The 1,971-nt window shown below is 44.5% G+C and carries 2 protein-coding genes; one reads left to right on the forward strand and one right to left on the reverse strand.

The features are described 5' to 3' along the window. Nucleotides 1-161 precede the first annotated feature (161 nt). Nucleotides 162-1,580, forward strand: a complete 1,419-nt coding sequence (locus CI957_RS10185) for an ATP-binding protein (RefSeq protein ID WP_096713080.1) — start codon at nucleotides 162-164, stop codon at nucleotides 1,578-1,580. A 114-nt stretch (nucleotides 1,581-1,694) separates the two neighbouring features. On the opposite strand, the gene CI957_RS10190 is transcribed toward CI957_RS10185, so the two are convergent. Then, a partial coding sequence (locus CI957_RS10190) for a rubrerythrin family protein (protein ID WP_164909093.1) occupies nucleotides 1,695-1,971 on the reverse strand: 277 nt, incomplete at its 5' end.

A 1,971-nucleotide genomic window follows, 5' to 3' on the forward strand; every position in this document is an offset into this window, starting at 1 on the left:
GTTCATAAATTTACCTAAGACGGAGATTTCCACATCATTCCCACCATTGTTGGGGTCAATTAATGCAAGAATATCTGCATAGTCTTTGGCAAGTTTTCCAGATTCATGAAATATCTCCGGCCACAAACATTATCAATATACGAAACATAATCATAATAAACATGTTTCGTAAATTTGTGGATCGGGCCGAAGAACTCAATTCCCTGGAAAAGGAGTATACAAACGGCGGATTTTCCTTCACGGTAATCTACGGCCGGCGCAGGATTGGCAAAACCGAATTGATAACACATTACATCCGGGATAAGCCGCACATATATTTCCTGGCAGACCATAGGGGCACCTCTACCAATGTCGAGAGGTTTAGAAAGAGGGCTGCAGATTTTTTCGATGATTTCGAACCCCGTGTGGAGGGCTTTGACGATGTCTTTGAGTATATCGCCAAAAAGTGGGATAGAGAAGAAAAACTGGTGGTGGCAATCGATGAATTTTCCTATCTTGTGCAGCAGGACGGTTCCATTCCTTCAGTCTTCCAGTTGATAACCGACGAAATACTCAGAGAAAGACCCGTTCATCTAATCCTCTGTGGCTCCTCGATCTCTATGATGGAAAAAAGTACCCTGGCCCATTCCAGTCCCCTCTATGGCAGACGCACCGGCCAAATTCAGACAAAACCAATCCCTTTCAGGCATATTCAGCAATTTTTCCCGGATATATCATTGGAAGAATGCATGCAGATCTATGGAGTGACAGGCGGGATTCCCTATTACCTTTTGTTCTTTGATCCGGAAAAAGAATTTGCCGCAAATCTTGAGAACAATGTGTTTGCCACGGATGCAGTGCTCTATGAGGAAGGGGATTTTCTGCTGCGGGAGGAACTCAGGGAGCCGGCAACTTTCATGAATATCCTGTATGCTATTGCCACAGGCGCATCCAGACCCGCAGAGATTGCCACCAGAGCATATCTTCAGCCCAAGGATATTTCCTATTACCTGAAGATACTGATGAAACTTGGGTTTGTAAGCAGACAACATCCGATTGCAGACAAACCTGCCACAAAAAAGACCATTTACAGATTGGAGGATAATTTCCTGAGATTTTGGTTTCGGTTTGTATTGCCTCACAAAGATGAACTGGAGCCGGGCAATGTAGTGCCTGTACTGGAGGATATAAAGAAGAATTATGATCGTTTTCTGGGGATGACTTTTGAAGATGTAGGCAAAGAGACATTGATCCATCTCAACTCAGCAGGCAAACTGCCTTTCACTTTTCGCAAGATCGGCAGGCAATGGGGCAAAATTGCTGCAGCTGCTAGGGGAAAAAATGATTACGAGATCGATCTTGTGGCCCTTAATGCAGAATCCCGGGATATCCTGTTCTGCGAATGCAAGTGGCAGAAGCAAAAGGTTGGACCGGATGTGTATTATTCCCTGAAGGAAAAGGGGGGCTTTGTGGACTGGCATTCTGAAGGCCAAAAACATTTCGCCCTGATAAGCCGGGCAGGTTTTACTCCACGGATGCGGGAGATTGCAGAGGAAGAGAAAGTGATTCTGATTGGTCTGGCAGATATGATTAAGGGATGAGATACATTCCAGTATGATTGCTCTTTTTCAAAAAATTAGACTGATTCAGCGTTTTTATCACAAAAAAATTGAAGGAAAGGGGGGTGCAATTGTTTTGCAACCTCATTAAAACTATCAGTACTCTTCGCACTTTCTCTCGAAATAGTTGTAGGGATGGTCACATGAAGGACATTCTTCAGGAGGTTCGGGCCCTCTGTGTACATAACCACATTTGCGGCAGACCCATTCAACTTCCCTGTCTTTTTTGAAAACGGTCCCGTTTTCCACTTCCCGGAGAAGTTTTTCAAAGCGTTCTTTGTGATGCATTTCGGCCTTACCGATTGCTCTGAATCTTGCTGCGATTTCAGGCAGGTTCTCGTCTTCAGCAGTCTGTGCAAATTCGGGATACATG

It is taken from the genome of Methanohalophilus sp. WG1-DM (assembly GCF_004104135.1).
GTDB classification, from domain to species: Archaea; Halobacteriota; Methanosarcinia; order Methanosarcinales; family Methanosarcinaceae; genus Methanohalophilus; species Methanohalophilus euhalobius.

Bases quoted from the DNA above. Each gene is read 5' to 3' on its own strand.
- CI957_RS10185 (WP_096713080.1), top strand. From the start codon at position 162: ATGTTTCGTAAATTTGTGGATCGGGCCGAAGAACTCAATTCCCTGGAA.